Source organism: Rhodoferax sp. PAMC 29310, from assembly GCF_017948265.1.
In the GTDB taxonomy this organism is placed as follows: domain Bacteria; phylum Pseudomonadota; class Gammaproteobacteria; order Burkholderiales; family Burkholderiaceae_C; genus Rhodoferax.
The window spans coordinates 3,409,323-3,422,418 of record NZ_CP072852.1 but is presented as its reverse complement, the minus strand read 5'-3'; the positions used below and the strand labels follow the sequence as shown (position 1 = coordinate 3,422,418).

The 13,096-nt window shown below is 60.0% G+C and carries 15 protein-coding genes; 8 read left to right on the top strand and 7 right to left on the bottom strand.

From position 1 onward, the window contains the following. Positions 1 to 37 precede the first annotated feature (37 nt). The 3 genes from J8G15_RS15950 (at position 38) to tfpZ (ending at position 3,149) form a co-directional block, all read left to right on the top strand. Complete coding sequence (locus tag J8G15_RS15950) at positions 38 to 547, top strand: prepilin-type N-terminal cleavage/methylation domain-containing protein (protein WP_210543326.1); 510 nt, start codon at positions 38 to 40, stop codon at positions 545 to 547. A gap of 39 nt (positions 548 to 586) precedes the next feature. Next, positions 587 to 2,269, top strand: coding sequence for a PglL family O-oligosaccharyltransferase (locus J8G15_RS15945; protein ID WP_210543324.1), 1,683 nt, complete (start codon positions 587 to 589; stop codon positions 2,267 to 2,269). Positions 2,270 to 2,375: 106 nt separating this feature from the next. After that, complete coding sequence (gene tfpZ / locus J8G15_RS15940; protein ID WP_210543322.1) at positions 2,376 to 3,149, top strand: TfpX/TfpZ family type IV pilin accessory protein; 774 nt, start codon at positions 2,376 to 2,378, stop codon at positions 3,147 to 3,149. Between the two features lie 131 nt (positions 3,150 to 3,280). Here tfpZ and moaC read toward each other — a convergent pair whose 3' ends face one another. Beyond that, positions 3,281 to 3,772 carry a cyclic pyranopterin monophosphate synthase MoaC gene (gene moaC / locus J8G15_RS15935; RefSeq protein ID WP_210543320.1) on the bottom strand — a complete coding sequence of 164 codons (492 nt, stop codon included), beginning with the start codon at positions 3,770 to 3,772 and terminating at the stop codon, positions 3,281 to 3,283. Between the two features lie 251 nt (positions 3,773 to 4,023). On the opposite strand from moaC, the gene J8G15_RS15930 reads away from it, so the two are divergent. Further along, a complete protein-coding gene (locus J8G15_RS15930) occupies positions 4,024 to 5,550 on the top strand; it encodes a M48 family metalloprotease (RefSeq protein ID WP_240538330.1) in 1,527 nt (508 codons plus the stop codon). Here the strand turns inward: J8G15_RS15930 and J8G15_RS15925 are convergent. Continuing rightward, entirely contained in the window at positions 5,509 to 5,862 is a 354-nt protein-coding gene (locus tag J8G15_RS15925) for a phage holin family protein (RefSeq protein WP_210543316.1), read from the bottom strand. The two genes, J8G15_RS15930 and J8G15_RS15925, sit on opposite strands and share 42 nt — an antisense overlap. A gap of 49 nt (positions 5,863 to 5,911) precedes the next feature. After that, a complete protein-coding gene (locus J8G15_RS15920; RefSeq protein ID WP_210543314.1) occupies positions 5,912 to 6,394 on the bottom strand; it encodes a hypothetical protein in 483 nt (160 codons plus the stop codon). A 329-nt stretch (positions 6,395 to 6,723) separates the two neighbouring features. Here J8G15_RS15920 and J8G15_RS15915 point away from each other — a divergent pair, with 329 nt between their 5' ends. Both J8G15_RS15915 and J8G15_RS15910 read left to right on the top strand, forming a co-directional pair. After that, positions 6,724 to 7,683: a TerC family protein gene (locus tag J8G15_RS15915; RefSeq protein WP_210543313.1), complete on the top strand. Its 960-nt coding sequence runs from the start codon at positions 6,724 to 6,726 to the stop codon at positions 7,681 to 7,683. 79 nt (positions 7,684 to 7,762) lie between these two features. Next, the gene (locus J8G15_RS15910) at positions 7,763 to 8,167 is read left to right on the top strand and encodes a DUF3717 domain-containing protein (protein WP_210543311.1); all 405 of its coding nucleotides are present in this window, start codon (positions 7,763 to 7,765) and stop codon (positions 8,165 to 8,167) included. A 32-nt stretch (positions 8,168 to 8,199) separates the two neighbouring features. Here the strand turns inward: J8G15_RS15910 and fabG are convergent, their stop codons facing one another. Then, positions 8,200 to 8,949 (bottom strand): 3-oxoacyl-[acyl-carrier-protein] reductase, encoded by a 750-nt coding sequence (fabG, locus tag J8G15_RS15905; protein ID WP_210543309.1) that lies wholly within the window; start codon positions 8,947 to 8,949, stop codon positions 8,200 to 8,202. 189 nt (positions 8,950 to 9,138) lie between these two features. Then, positions 9,139 to 9,546: a YchJ family protein gene (locus tag J8G15_RS15900; protein ID WP_210543307.1), complete on the bottom strand. Its 408-nt coding sequence runs from the start codon at positions 9,544 to 9,546 to the stop codon at positions 9,139 to 9,141. Between the two features lie 112 nt (positions 9,547 to 9,658). On the opposite strand from J8G15_RS15900, the gene J8G15_RS15895 reads away from it, so the two are divergent. Further along, positions 9,659 to 10,534, top strand: a complete 876-nt coding sequence (locus tag J8G15_RS15895; RefSeq protein ID WP_210543305.1) for a methylglyoxal synthase — start codon at positions 9,659 to 9,661, stop codon at positions 10,532 to 10,534. After that, on the top strand, positions 10,534 to 11,031 hold the full coding sequence (locus J8G15_RS15890; protein ID WP_210543304.1) for an acyl-CoA thioesterase: 498 nt from the start codon (positions 10,534 to 10,536) through the stop codon (positions 11,029 to 11,031). The genes J8G15_RS15895 and J8G15_RS15890 overlap by 1 nt, the downstream gene beginning before the upstream one ends. Here the strand turns inward: J8G15_RS15890 and J8G15_RS15885 are convergent. After that, positions 11,028 to 11,858 (bottom strand): alpha/beta fold hydrolase, encoded by an 831-nt coding sequence (locus J8G15_RS15885; RefSeq protein ID WP_240538329.1) that lies wholly within the window; start codon positions 11,856 to 11,858, stop codon positions 11,028 to 11,030. The genes J8G15_RS15890 and J8G15_RS15885 overlap by 4 nt on opposite strands. Before the next feature lie 18 nt (positions 11,859 to 11,876). Beyond that, entirely contained in the window at positions 11,877 to 12,914 is a 1,038-nt protein-coding gene (locus J8G15_RS15880) for a M14 family zinc carboxypeptidase (RefSeq protein ID WP_210543302.1), read from the bottom strand. Positions 12,915 to 13,096: the final 182 nt, after the last annotated feature.

Genomic DNA, 13,096 nt, shown 5'->3' with positions numbered 1-13,096 from the left:
CGTCTGGTTTTTTATTTGTTTTCTTAAGGAGCTACCCATGAAGCGTTCTCTACAAAAAGGTTTTACCCTAATCGAATTGATGATCGTTGTTGCGATCATCGGTATTTTGGCCGCGGTGGCTTTGCCTGCTTATCAGGACTACACGGCTAAAGCCAAGATGTCTGAAGTGATTTTGGCTGCATCATCTTGCCGCACCAGCATGACCGAAACCATTCAGTCTGCATCGTCCGGGTCAGCGATTGCAGCGAACGCTTGGGGCTGTGAAGTAGCTTCAGGCTCGGGAACCAAGTACGTGACTTCCGTAGTGACCGCTGCATCCGCGCCGGGTGTTACTTTGGGAGGTCTGATCACCGTGACTTCCCAAGGTATCGCGACAGGGGCAAATGGCACCGTCAGTATGGCGCCTTGCGCCTCAGCCGCCACGACCTTTGCAGGCTGCCTCCAGCCCGCCTTGGGCACAACGGTCAACAGCTGGGTGTGTGGTCCAGGGCAGACAGGTACAGCCGTGCTCGCCAAATTCCTGCCAGGCTCTTGCCGTACATCTTGATCAATGTGATTTAAAAAAGCGGCTTCGGCCGCTTTTTTTATGCGCCTTTCACAAACCTTCATCTTTGGCGTAATCTTTATTACGCTGCCTTGGCTCGCGTACGATCACTATCGGCCGTGGGTCAATTTTCATTCTGAAGCGCTGGCCTTCGTCGGGCTCTCAGGATTGATGGCGAGCGTGCTGCTGTTTCGTCAAAACTCGTTGAAACTGCCTTGGTTTGGCCTCTGGATTGGTGCCGCCATTCTGATTCCGTGGCTTCAATATGCCACCGGTATTAGCTTTTTCGCTGGTGATGCGCTGGTAACTTCGTTGTATCTTTCGGGACTCTTGGCGGCGGTCTTTGTTGGGTACTCATTAGCCCACCCTAATTTTGGTTTCCCCGCCTACGGGGTACTTGGCCTCATGCATAGCCTGTGGATCGCCGCCTTGGTTTCTGCGGGTATCGGCTTGGCTCAATGGCTGGATGTGCAGGAGCCACTGGGGATGTACCTTGTTCAGACTGACTTGGGCGACCGAGCCATGGGCAACCTGGGCCAGCCCAATCAGCTGGCGACGTTGCTTATCATGGGTATGGTCGCTTTGGTGTATGTATTTGAACGACAGCTTATTGGTCGGTTTGGATTTTTTCTTGCCATTGGATTCATGACCGGGGTTTTGGTCATGACTCAGTCAAGGGCAGGCATGCTCAGTGTATTGGTCGTGACAGTCTTCTTGACGTGGAAGAAAAGCGTGATCAAGTCACGTTTGCCGGCACGGGCGGTGGCCGGTTGGGCAGTAGCTTTTGTTTTTGGGACGATAGCCCTGCCCTACCTCAGTGATCTATTGCTGCTTGCCGACGTGCGCGCAATCAATGCTGCCGAACCGATCAGTCAACGATTGCGTATGTGGCAACAAATTGCTTTTGCGATTGGAGAGTCGCCATGGTGGGGCTATGGCTGGAATCAGACGCCAACCGCTTCCGCAGCCGGGGCTATTGCATTCCCTGGCCCGGGCCCCTATACCTATGCGCATAACTTTGTCATGGATCTCTTGGCTTGGAACGGCTTGCCCTTGGGTCTTTTGTTAACTGGTGCCATCGCTTATTGGTTTGTCACGCGCATCTGGAGCAGCGCTGGACTAAGTGCCGTTCATGCGATGGCTTGTCTCTTGCCTTTTGCGGTTCATAGCATGGTGGAATATCCATTTGCCTATGCTTACTTTCTGATTGCCGCGGGTTTGATGGCTGGCGTCGTCGAGGCGGCGCGAGGAACCGCAAAATCGTTGACGTTGGATTTACGGTGGGCTTGGAGCTTTTGGCTTGTATGGGTGGCCGTCGGAAGTTGTCTAGCGTACGAGTACTTTTTGATTGAAGAGGACTTCCGAATTGTGCGGTTTGAAAATCTGCGCATCGGAAAGACGCCAGAGGCCTATGAAATCCCCAATGTGCAGCTCATGTCGCATATGGCTGCAATGTTGAAAGCATCCCGGCAGCGACCTGAGCCGAATATGGCAAAGGCCGAAATTGAAACTTTGCGTCAAGTGTCAGAACGATTTGAATTTGGACCAATTCATTTTCGCTATGCCATCGCCTTGGCTCTAAATGGAAACCCTGAAGGTGCCAGTCATCGCCTCGCTATCATTCGGGGGGTGTTTGGTGACTTCTACTTTAAAGCCTGCGTGGCGGAGATGCGGCGTTTAGAAGAAGAGAAGTATCCGCAGCTTGCACTTGTCGCGATTCCCTGAACTATCGCCATTGTTGAACCATGAATTTAACCGTCGATGCAGTTGTGACAGCAACTGAGAGAGAAGACAGCTGCACTGCAATTTGCGAAACCACTACTTACTAATCATGTCTGCTATCACCACTCATTTCTGGAAAGTGCGCCTCAAAGCTGGCAGCATTCATTTCGCGATTAGCGTCCTGATCGCGGTTCTCGCGGCTGCGCTGGTGTTTGGGCTGTGGTACCCCTACCCATACCGGGAGATATCCGGTGGGCGAGAGTTGTTTTCAATAGTCGTTATTGTGGATGTCCTTTTGGGACCACTGATCACACTGGCCATTTTTAATCCCAGCAAATCGCGTCGCGAACTTCGATTGGATTTGCTCACCGTCGCTCTATTGCAACTTAGCGCACTGGGGTACGGTATGTGGACCGTGTTTGTGGCGCGCCCAGTTCACATGGTGTTCGAATATGACCGTTTTCGCATCGTGCACGCGGTCGATATCCCGCCCGAGTTGCTGAGCAGGACTCCACCCAATTTGGCTGCATTGCCGACAATGGGACCGACACTGCTTTCTCTGCGGCCATTCGTGAACGCCGATGAGCAAATGAATGCGACCATGATTGCCTTAGAAGGAATATCCTTGAGCGCTCAACCGGGTCTGTGGCAACCCTATGCCGATGCAAAAAGTGAAATTTGGAAAGCTTCCAAGCCGATTTCAGAATTGAAAACTCGGTTTTCTAACCAAGCGGCCGAGATTGACGCCCTGATCGCAAGCACCGGTCGCCGGCCGGAAACGTTGGCCTACTTGCCGTTGGTGGGACGCCAATCTTTTTGGACCGTGTTTTTTGATCCCATAAGTGGCGAGATGATTGCTTACATGCCGTTGGACTCGTTCTGACCGAAAGCAGCGCAATCTCAGGAAGTAGAAATAAGACCCAGAGCTACTGGGTCATGTTTTGAGTCACGTGTCGTGAGCGCTGCAAGCGCTAGGAAAACGTGAACTGTGGTCCCAATTCCTAGGCAAGTACATCACGTTCCATTAATAAAGCTCCCTGACTTCCCCCCGTGTTTTTCTAGCAACTTGACGTTGGTAATCGTCATACCACGATCAACCGCTTTGCACATGTCGTAGATGGTGAGCAGGGCGATTTGGACGGCGGTTAGGGCTTCCATTTCGACGCCGGTGGGGCCGACGGTCTCAACCGTGGCGGTGCAGCTGATGCTGGCCACGCCGGAGGTGTCCACCAGGCTGGTCTCAAATTCGATCGCCACGCGGGTCAGCGCCAAGGGGTGGCACAGGGGGATCAGGTCGCTGGTTTTTTTGGCGGCCATGATGCCGGCGATGCGGGCAATGCCCAGCACGTCACCTTTTTTGGCAGTTCCCGACTGAATGATGGCCAGGGTCGCAGGCAGCATTTCAATGCGGCCGCCGGCAACGCCGATGCGGTGGGTATTAGCCTTGGCGGCAACGTCCACCATGTGGGCCTGGCCTTGGTCGTCGAAATGGGTGAGTGAGCTCATGGGCAATTCAGATTGGGGGGGTAACAGGGGGTAAAAGGCGGGCGCTGAAGCTAATTTACAGAACCTTCATACAGATCACGCATCATACGGGCATGACATTGCCACCAAAGCACCTCAGAACCTCCGTTGCGCAGCAGCTCGCGAATGGATCAAACCATGCGTCAAAGGTCGTCAAACCGATTTACATGCCAAATTGGACCCTAGCCCCCGTACAACAGGCGCTAATAGCTCTACTTTTCATAGCAATAGGCATGGCAGGAGTCAGCCCACTGCACGCGCAGACTGTCACGCCGGCCCGCAACACCTCCTCCAGCCAACTCCCCACGCTGGGAGACGGCAGCGACATGACGCTCAGCGCAGAGCGTCGGCTGGGGGACCGCATCGCCCGCGGCATCTATCGTGACCCTGACTACATCGACGACCCGGTGTTGACCGAGTACGTACAAAACATCTGGAAGCCATTGATGGCGGCCGCTCGCCTGCGGGGCGATTTGTCGCCCGAACTGCAAGAGCGCTTTGCCTGGGAGATCATGCTGGGCAAAGACCGCACGGTGAATGCGTTCGCGATGCCGGGCGGCTATTTTGGTTTGCATCTGGGCCTGATTGCGGTGGTGACCAGTCGCGACGAGTTGGCCTCGGTGCTGGGGCACGAGCTGAGCCACGTCACGCAACGGCACATTGCCCGCCTGATGACCAGGCAGAGCCAGCAAACCCCCTGGATGATTGGCGCCATGGTGCTGGGCGCACTGGCGGCCAGCAAGAGCCCGGACGCCGGCAGTGCTTTGATTGTGGGTGGCCAGGCCATGGCCGCCCAGAACCAGCTTAATTTTTCCCGGGAGATGGAACGCGAGGCGGACCGTGTGGGTTTTGGCGTCATGACCCAGGCGGGTTTTGAGGCGCAAGGCTTTGTCACCATGTTTGACAAGCTGCAGCAAGCCTCCCGGCTGAACGACAACGGCGCCTACCCTTATTTGCGCAGCCACCCGCTCACCACCGAGCGCATTGCCGACATGCAGGCGCGCCAGCCCCTGGGCGCCAGCAGCGCGATCAACGCCACCTTGACGGCGGAACACGCCATGGCCGCTTCCCGAGCCAGCGTGCTGGCCAATGCTGGCATGGACGCCTTGCGCAGCGTGATTGCCGAGGCCGACAGCACCCGACTGGCGCAACAGCCAGCGGCCAAGCGGGCGGGCGTGTTGTATGGTGCGGCGCTGGCGGCCACCCAGCTGCGCGACTTCAAGCAAGCGCAGGCCTATCTGACTCGCTTGCGCACTGCCGTCGAGAGCGATGCACCTGCCACGCGGCTGACTGATCTGCTGGCCGTTGAGATAGCGCTGGCAGCGAACCAGGTGCCCCAAGCTGCGCAATTGATGGCGGCTTTAAGCGCCACGGCAAAACAGCGGCCTGAGTTGATGCTGGCCGCTTCCGTGGCGGCGCGCTCCGGTCAGCGCGCCTTGGCAAGTGGCGCCGCACAAAATTTGCAGGTTTGGGTGACAGATCACCCGACAGATGCCGGGGCTTGGCAGCAACTCGCCACGCTGTACGCGGCGCTAGGGCAAACCCTGCGCGCCATTCGGGCCGAAGCAGAGACGCAGGTGGCCCGGCTGGACTATGCCGCTGGAGTCGACCGGTTGCGCGCCGCCCAGGACTTGATTCTCGAAGGGAAAGTGGGCGCGAACGGCGGAGTGGACCACATTGAGGCGTCCATCATCGACACCCGCAAACGTGAGGTTGAACTACGACTTAAGGAACAGACTCTCGACAAAGGTGTCAATTAACACGCTGAACACCGAGTAGATCAGCGAGCCCAAGAGCGCGGCACCAAAGCCGCGCACATAAAAGCCGTCCAGTACACCGGCTGCCGACCAGAACATCAGCGCATTGATGACAAACAGGAACAAGCCCAGTGTGATGACGGTGATTGGCAGAGTCAGCACCGTCAGCACGGGTCGCAAAATCATGTTGAACAAGCCAATGACAAAGGCCGCAATCAGCGCCGCGCCAAAGCTGCTCACCACCACGCCGTTGTAAAGATAGGCCACGCCCAGCAGGGCGGCTGCGCTAAGCAGCCATTTGACGAGTAGTTTCATGGGCCGAGAATAGCACCGCAAGGGCACTTGCGCCGGCGCGGCGCCCGACTCAGCGAGGCTTGGGAAAACCGCTGTCCACCCACCGGCTGGCGCTGGCGCGGTTCAACTTGAAATTGGGGGCGACCCGCACACAGGCCAACTCATCACCCGCCTCGTCCTGCGCCGTCAAGGTGGCGTAGGGATTGTCTTCGTCGGGCACGATGTCCAGCAGCACCGTCACACGGGCCTCACCCGCCACCACGGCAATGCTTTGGTGCAGCGAGGCGTGCAACTGCTGCTCTTGGCGGCGCACAAATTCAGACGCCGTTTTGACCAGCGTGATGAAGGCCGTGCCATCCAGCGGCTTGGGGTTCTTTTTGTCGCGCCCCATCGTCCAGGGCCCCACCAGCGCGGGCTCGAAGGCGCCGTCCAGCGTCATGGCCACCGCCCAGCCGTCATCGTCGTCGTTCTTGATCACGCGCGCGGTCCAGCGTTCGTTTTGCCAGAGGCGGGGTTGCTGGATCAGGGCGTCGTCAGTTGGGAAATCGGTCACGGGGGAGTCAGTCGTCAAGAAGAGGGGTGGCAAGGCGCGCACGACACGCGCGGCGCTGGGCCCTGCAGTTTAACGGTCGCTGTTGAGCCACCCGCAATCCGGGCCGCAGCGCAAGCCCGGACAGGGTGTGGGGAAATCTGCGCGCTGGTCATAATTCGTCCACCTGTAAGGGGAGTAGCGACCTTGTGGCCAAAACGGCTTCAAGCGCTTGTGTTTCGTCAATACGTTGCTATGAAAATAGTAGCCGGAGCACATAGAGGGGCCGCCAGGCTCTCTCCCGCAAGACCTTTGGGTGCGCAATCGCGCTCAATTTTTTACAAGGTCTTGTTATGCACACTATTGCGCCGCTGTGGCTCTGGGTCACCTTCGTCGGCATCGTCCTTGCCTCCCTGTTCATTGATTTTGTTGTCCTCAAAAAGCAGGGCGCGCATGACATTGGCGTTAAAGAGGCGCTGAACTGGTCGCTGGTTTGGGTGGCGTTGAGCTTTTTGTTCAACGCCTTGTTCTGGTGGGCCGTCAAGGACAGCACTGGCTCTGTGGAGCTGGCCAACCAGAAGGCCGTTGAGTTTCTGACCGGCTACCTGATCGAGAAATCACTCGCGGTGGACAACATCTTTGTTTTCCTGCTGATCTTCACCTACTTTGCCGTGCCCACCCAGTACCAGAAGCGGGTGCTGATGATTGGCATCATTGGCGCCATCGTGCTGCGCACAGTCATGATTTTGGTGGGCGGCTGGCTGCTGGCCGAATTCCACTGGATCTTGTATGTCTTCGGCGCCTTTTTGATTTTGACCGGCGTGAAGATGTGGTGGGCTGCCGGCAAGGAGCCCAGCTTGGAGGACAACCCCGCGCTCAAGCTGCTGCGCCGCGTGCTGCCCGTCAGCAAAAACCACGACGGTGAAAAGTTCTGGACCGTGGAAAACGGCAAGAAGATTGCCACGCCACTGTTCATGGTGATCTGTTTGGTCGCACTCACTGACGTGATCTTTGCCGTGGACTCGATTCCCGCCATTTTTGCCATCACCCAAGACCCGTTCATTGTGCTGACCAGTAATGTGTTCGCCATTTTGGGCCTGCGCGCCATGTACTTTTTGCTGGCGGCTGTGGCCAACAAGTTCCACCTGTTGAACTACGGCCTGGCGGTGATTCTGGTGTTCATTGGCACCAAGATGTGTTTGATTGACCTGGTCAAAATCCCGGTGGGCGTGTCCCTGGGTGTGGTGGTGGGTATTTTGGCCATCACCATGCTGCTGAGCCTGCGCTCGGCCACCGCGACGACAAAACGTTAAAACCCTGCCGGGGTGGGTGAACAGCGGGCGGGCTATGATGCCCGTCCCCTACTGGACGGACCCCTCTCGGACACATTACTTGGCAGTCATTTTCATCACCGACATCGAGTCGGCCATCAACTTCTGGCGCGCTCAATCGCCCTCACCCGACGGATTTTCTCTGCCGGCCCCCACGCGGGCGCTGGCCGAGGTGTATGCGCACATGGTGTTTGATCACGCCCATGAGGTGGACGACGCCACGCTCACGCCTGAGGCCATGGACGCCTGGCTGGCCTGGTACGACAGCACCCAAGACACCCCGTGTATTGCCATTTGCTCCACCAGCCAGGGTGACGAAGAGTGCAGGGGCTGCGGACGCACCTTTACCGAAGTGCAGTACTGGCTGGAGATGGGCCCGGTTGCCAAGCGCCAGACTTGGCACCGCATCACGCTAGAGGCCCGCGCGCTGCGCTTTAACCGCTACGCCGAACGCGCCGCCAAGTAAGGGCCGCCCGGTAAGGCGATGCCTCGCCGGGCTTAGAGCGACATGCCGCCCGACACCTCAATCACCTCGCCGTTGATGTAGCTGGCCTCGTCGCTGGCCAAAAATGCGTACACATTGGCAATTTCTTCGGGCTTGCCCAAACGCTTGAGCGGCACCTTGGCCTCCAGGTCCTGGCGCACTTTCTCGGGCATGGCCGCCACCATGGGGGTGTTCACAAACCCGGGGGCCACCGCGTTCACGCGAATGCCTTTGGGGCCGAGTTCGCGGCTCCAGGTTTTGGTGAAGCCAATCACGCCAAACTTGCTGGCGGCGTAGTTGGTCTGGCCAAAGTTGCCATAAATGCCCACCACCGAGCTGGCGTTCAAAATCACGCCGCTGCCTTGGGCCACCATGGCGTCCGCCACCGCTTGCGAGCAATGGAAAACGCCGCGCAAATTGACATCAATCACCCGGTCGAACTGCTCAAGGGTCATTTTCTGCAGGCGCGCATCCTGGGTGATGCCGGCGTTGTTCACGAGCACGTCAATGCGGCCAAACTTGGCCAGCACGCTGGCCACCACGGCGTCCACCGCCGGGCGGTCCGTCACATCCACCACAAAGCCATCGGCCTGAACACCCAGCGCCTGGCATTGCGCTACGGCCTCGTCCACACCGGCTTGCGTGCGGTCGCACACGATGACGATGGCGCCCTCAGTGGCAAATTTAAGCGCCGTGGCCAGGCCAATGCCTTGGGCGGCGCCGGTGATGAGACTGACTTTGTCGAGCAAGCGGGGAGCGGTCATGGCAGATCAATAAGCAAGGGTTAAGAAGCCGCTGATCTTAGTGCCCCGGCACGATCGCTTCCCTGACAAAGCAGAAGGTGCTAGGTTAAAAACCCATATGAAAATAATGCCTCTGGCGCCCGTTTACAAAGCGGAAGTAGCTATTAAAACAATAGCTATCATCACCTGCCACGCTGGCATCTAGGTGGTTTAATCCTCTTCCTGCATCACCCCGTCGATGTAGTACCAGCGCCCCTCCTCGCGCACAAAGCGGCTGGTCTCGGCCATGCGCTGCGCGCCATTGCTGTCCCGGCAGCGGGCCACAAAGTCGACCACCCCGGCGTCGCCCGTCATCTCGGCGTGGCGCACCTCCAGCCCCAGCCATTTCACCGGGGGCAACTCCAGGTCGCCCGGCGAGGTGGAGCCATGCCAAGTGGCCAACAGGTAATCAATCAGCCCCAGCACATAGGCGCTGTAACGCGATCGCATCAGCGCCTCTGGCGTCGGGGCGTGGCGCCCCTCTTTCAGCCCCGCGTGCCAAGGGCCGCAGCAATCAGCGTAAGGCAAGCCGCTTTCGCAAGGGCAAGCACCACGAACGGGGTGAAGGTTTTTTTTCATGGACCGATCGTAGCGCCGGGGGCCGCGCAGCGCCAGACCTCTCGCGTGGCGTTTACCATCGGCCCATCCCTCACATCCCACTGACTCTTTCACGCACACGAAAGCCTCCCCCATGAATTTCGGACTTGCCGCGCACCGCCTTCACCGCCTCGGCCATGACAGCGGCCTGCTGCACTGGGCCCGCACCTGCGCCCCCGGCCTTCAAGCGCTGGGCCTGCAATTGCACGCCACCGGCGGCGCGCACGATGCGCTGGTCAAAAAAGCCCTGCTCAGCGAACAACTGGTGCCCGTGGGCGACGGGCGTGATGGCGGCCTCATGCGCCTGGTGTCTCGCATGGCGGGCGGGCTCACGCCCGAATCCGCGCTGGACGGCATGTTCTTTTTGATTGACCCGGTCGACCCCACCTCGCTCTACCCCGAGGCACAGGCGCTCAAACGCCAGTGCGTGATTCACGGCAAACCTTTTGTAGCCACCGTGGCCGGTGCCATTGAATGGGTGGCGGTGGAGTTGGCCAGTGCTGGCCTGGCCGCCCAAGCCCCGCCTGAAGCCAAAGCCCTGTTTGCACTGGAAGGCCAATCGTTGGCGCTGATTGCCCACGATGCCCGCAAAGAACAAATGGTGGACTTTGCTGGCACCCACTTTGACCTGCTCTCACGCTTTGCCAGCCGCGTGGCCACCGGTACCACCGGCAGCCGCCTGAACGAGATGGCCTGGTCGCGCGGCTGGCCTGCCGACACGCCCTGGGTCACCCGCTACCAAAGTGGGCCGCTGGGCGGTGATGCACAAATTGCCGAACTGGTGCTGGACCGTCGTGTCCAAAAAGTCATCTTCTTTGAAGACCCGCATGTCGCCCGCCAGCACGAGGCCGACATTCAACTGCTGGAGCGCGCCGTGTACAGCGCCGCCGCCAGCACCACTTGCTACAACACCCCCGCCATGGCCCAACGCTGGGCGCAGGCCGTGAATACCTTGAGCGGAACTCTCTGATGGACCTGCCCTCGCACCAACTCTCGATGACCGTGTTGATGACGCCCGACACGGCCAACTTTTCCGGCAAAGTGCACGGCGGCAACCTGCTCAAGCTGCTGGACCAGGCCGCCTACGCCTGCGCCAGCCGCTACGCCGGGCACTACGTGGTCACGCTCAGCGTGGACCAGGTGGTGTTTCGCCAGCCCATTCATGTGGGCGAACTCGTCACCCTGCTGGCCTCGGTCAACCACACCGGCACCTCGTCCATGGAGATTGGCATCAAGGTGATTGCCGAGAACATTCGCGACCGCGTGGTGCGCCATGTGAACAGCTGCTTCTTCACCATGGTGGCGGTGGACGAACACGGCAAACCCGTGCCCGTGACGCCCCTGCAACCCACCACTGCGGACGAGCGCCGCCGCCACTCGGCCGCTGAGGTGCGCAAACAAATGCGCCGTGAAATGGATCAGCGTTTTAGCGCCCTGCGCGCGCCCATGGAGCCGCCTTCGGCCTAAGGCGCAGAGGCCGGCGTTGGCAGGGCGCTGGCCAGCCAGTCGCGCACCTGCGCCGCCACCCAAAGGCCGTCGTCCAACGGCAGATCGTGCCCGGCGCTGGGGTGCAGCCGCAAGGGAGTGCGCCACAGGCGCGCCAGCGTTGTCGAGCAGTCCGGGGACACCAGTTGGTCGTTTTCACTGGCCAGCAGGAGCGTAGGCACCGCCGGCGGCTGCGCAGACGCCCGGTAGCCTGCCGCGGCCAGCAACTGGCGCAAGGCATTGGCGCGCGACACCGGGTTGGCCGCGCGCAACGCCAACCAGTGCGGCAACACCGCCTCAGGCTGATTCGCCCAATGATTGCTCGTCAAACGCAGAACCGCGCTTTCCCAGGCCTCGTCACTGGCCCGGCTCAGCACCAGGCGCAGCAACACGCCGTAGTTGGCGGGTTTGAGCCGTTGGTAAAACGGGCTGAAGGGCCGCAAGCTGGTGTTGATCAACACCTGGCTGACCACCTCTTGCGGGTGCGCTTGCGCCCAAGCCACCGCCACCATGGCGCCCAGCGACATGGCCAGCAGCCGCACCGGCCCGTCCACCTGGCGCAGGGCCAGTTGCCTGCGGCAGTGCGCCACCATGGCCGGCACCCGCGTTGGACTGGGGAATGAATTCAGGTGCCCATTGCCCGGCAAATCCAGCGCCATCACCCGGCTGCCCGGCAGGGCATGCGCAAACTCGTCCACAAAGCGGCCCCAGTGCCGGCTCTCGCGGGTCAGGCCGCGCAAAAACACCCAGGTGGGAGACACCACGCTGGCGGTCATTGGTGCTGTGTTTTCGGTTTTGGAAGTCGACATGGGTTCTAGCATGGGGCCTCAGTACCAATCCTGCAAGGCGCGCGCATGGTGCGGGGCCCGGGCGTCCCCCAGCGGCTGCCACAACTCATGGCCACTGGCTGCGCGTGAGAGGAAATCCAGCAACAACTGGTGCTGGCGCAGCACCCGCTGCTGGCGGTGCTCAATCAGCGGGTTGAACATGCCGTGGCGCGAGAAAAGCTGGCGCGGGTTCTTCTTCACCCACAGCCATGAGCCCATCTCCAGCGTCAGCGGCAAAAACACCCGCGCCGGGTCGGTGCACGCTTGCTGGTGCAGGTGGTCCCACAAGTCGCCATGCGCCAAATACTGCCCGCTTTGCGGCTCAATGATGTAGCGGTGGTGGCTGTGCGACTGCACAAAAATGCTTTTCAGCGCGTGCAGCTCCGCCAAATGCGCAATGGGCGCCCGCGTGTGGGCGTAGGGAAACCAGATGCGGTCGCGCCGCCCAAAGCCCGAATGGCAGTCCACCGACAGGCTGACCCGGCGCGACAACAGCTCTTGCGCCACCACCGCAGCCACGGCCAGGTTTTCCGGCTCCATGGGCACGCCCTTCAGGCCCCGAAACCAGGGCAGCCCTGCGCTGATGCGTTGCCCGCCCACCAGAAAAGGCACCGGCTCCAACGCATCCACCGGGGCGTTGCGCATCAGGTCCACACCATTGGGGTTGGCCCGCGTGCCCAGCGCCATGCCGCCGGGGTTCACCAGCCGCACCGACTCCAGCTGGCGGTGCAGCGTGCTGTCCCACTGCAGGCGCATCACCAGGCTGTGCAGGTAGGCAATCACCACCTCCGCGCCAATGCGCTCCAGCCCATGCACGCCGCCAAAATAGCCCACCGCAGGCACGTCGGGTGAGGGGTTGCCCAACGCCACCGCGTGCACCGGAAAACGCGCGCCGCTGGCCAAGCTCACCTCGCACACGGTGCGCGTGTCCAGCCGGTTTCCGCCCAGCTCGATGATGCGCTCCAGCACCGCCAACTCGGGCAATTCAAACGCCGCCACGGCAGCAACAATCGCAAAAATTAGGGGGTTGGGCAGCATCACCGGCCAGCATACAAGCGCCCTTTGACCTCTTGCAAGCGGCAAATTTGTGGCTGTCTGATAGGCGCACTGAATCGGTTTTAACCTGGCTTTGTCACACGCCGGTCACTCTTCACCCGTAGCTTTGGGGCCAGTTCAACTTGGCAATGCCTGCCCCACCACCATGTTTCACAAAGCCGCTT

Excerpts from the sequence above, each read along its gene's own strand:
- fabG (WP_210543309.1), bottom strand. The coding sequence starts at position 8,949 with ATGACCGCTCCCCGCTTGCTCGACAAAGTCAGTCTCATCACCGGCGCC.
- J8G15_RS15885 (WP_240538329.1), bottom strand. The coding sequence starts at position 11,858 with ATGTCGACTTCCAAAACCGAAAACACAGCACCAATGACCGCCAGCGTG.
- J8G15_RS15900 (WP_210543307.1), bottom strand. The coding sequence starts at position 9,546 with ATGAAAAAAAACCTTCACCCCGTTCGTGGTGCTTGCCCTTGCGAAAGC.
- J8G15_RS15890 (WP_210543304.1), top strand. The coding sequence starts at position 10,534 with ATGGACCTGCCCTCGCACCAACTCTCGATGACCGTGTTGATGACGCCC.
- J8G15_RS15930 (WP_240538330.1), top strand. The coding sequence starts at position 4,024 with ATGGCAGGAGTCAGCCCACTGCACGCGCAGACTGTCACGCCGGCCCGC.
- J8G15_RS15945 (WP_210543324.1), top strand. The coding sequence starts at position 587 with ATGCGCCTTTCACAAACCTTCATCTTTGGCGTAATCTTTATTACGCTG.
- tfpZ (WP_210543322.1), top strand. The coding sequence starts at position 2,376 with ATGTCTGCTATCACCACTCATTTCTGGAAAGTGCGCCTCAAAGCTGGC.
- J8G15_RS15895 (WP_210543305.1), top strand. The coding sequence starts at position 9,659 with ATGAATTTCGGACTTGCCGCGCACCGCCTTCACCGCCTCGGCCATGAC.
- J8G15_RS15880 (WP_210543302.1), bottom strand. The coding sequence starts at position 12,914 with ATGCTGCCCAACCCCCTAATTTTTGCGATTGTTGCTGCCGTGGCGGCG.
- moaC (WP_210543320.1), bottom strand. The coding sequence starts at position 3,772 with ATGAGCTCACTCACCCATTTCGACGACCAAGGCCAGGCCCACATGGTG.
- J8G15_RS15915 (WP_210543313.1), top strand. The coding sequence starts at position 6,724 with ATGCACACTATTGCGCCGCTGTGGCTCTGGGTCACCTTCGTCGGCATC.
- J8G15_RS15925 (WP_210543316.1), bottom strand. The coding sequence starts at position 5,862 with ATGAAACTACTCGTCAAATGGCTGCTTAGCGCAGCCGCCCTGCTGGGC.
- J8G15_RS15950 (WP_210543326.1), top strand. The coding sequence starts at position 38 with ATGAAGCGTTCTCTACAAAAAGGTTTTACCCTAATCGAATTGATGATC.